The organism is Stenotrophomonas sp. SrG (assembly GCF_050031795.1).
Lineage (GTDB): Bacteria > Pseudomonadota > Gammaproteobacteria > Xanthomonadales > Xanthomonadaceae > Stenotrophomonas > Stenotrophomonas rhizophila_A.
Genome location: NZ_JBNBBE010000770.1, coordinates 1 through 246, shown reverse-complemented (window position 1 = coordinate 246; position 246 = coordinate 1). Strand labels below are relative to the sequence as shown.

The window sequence follows — 246 nt, the reverse complement described above, 5'->3', positions numbered from 1 at the left end:
CCCCGAGCACGCCGGTATCGGCCAGCATCGCCAGCAGGATCTGAGGTGCGTGCAACGCCGGGCCGGCGCCCCACACTTCCTGGTCGTCAGGGCGCGGATGGCAGTCGGGGTAGGCATCGCGGAAACCCCGTGCGCCTACGCCGTTGATCGGTGGCTGCTCGCACAGGCAGCCCGCCGCGGCCCTGAGCTGCGCGCGCCCGGCGAACGCCTGGAGCCCGCCCACGCTCGCGCCGTCCCCCGCCAGCG

1 pseudogene is annotated in these 246 nt (G+C 75.2%); it reads right to left on the bottom strand.

What is annotated here, in order from left to right:
* Positions 1-223, bottom strand: a pseudogene (locus tag ACQG3P_RS21650) (O-antigen ligase family protein); the annotation flags it as partial.
* Positions 224-246: the final 23 nt, after the last annotated feature.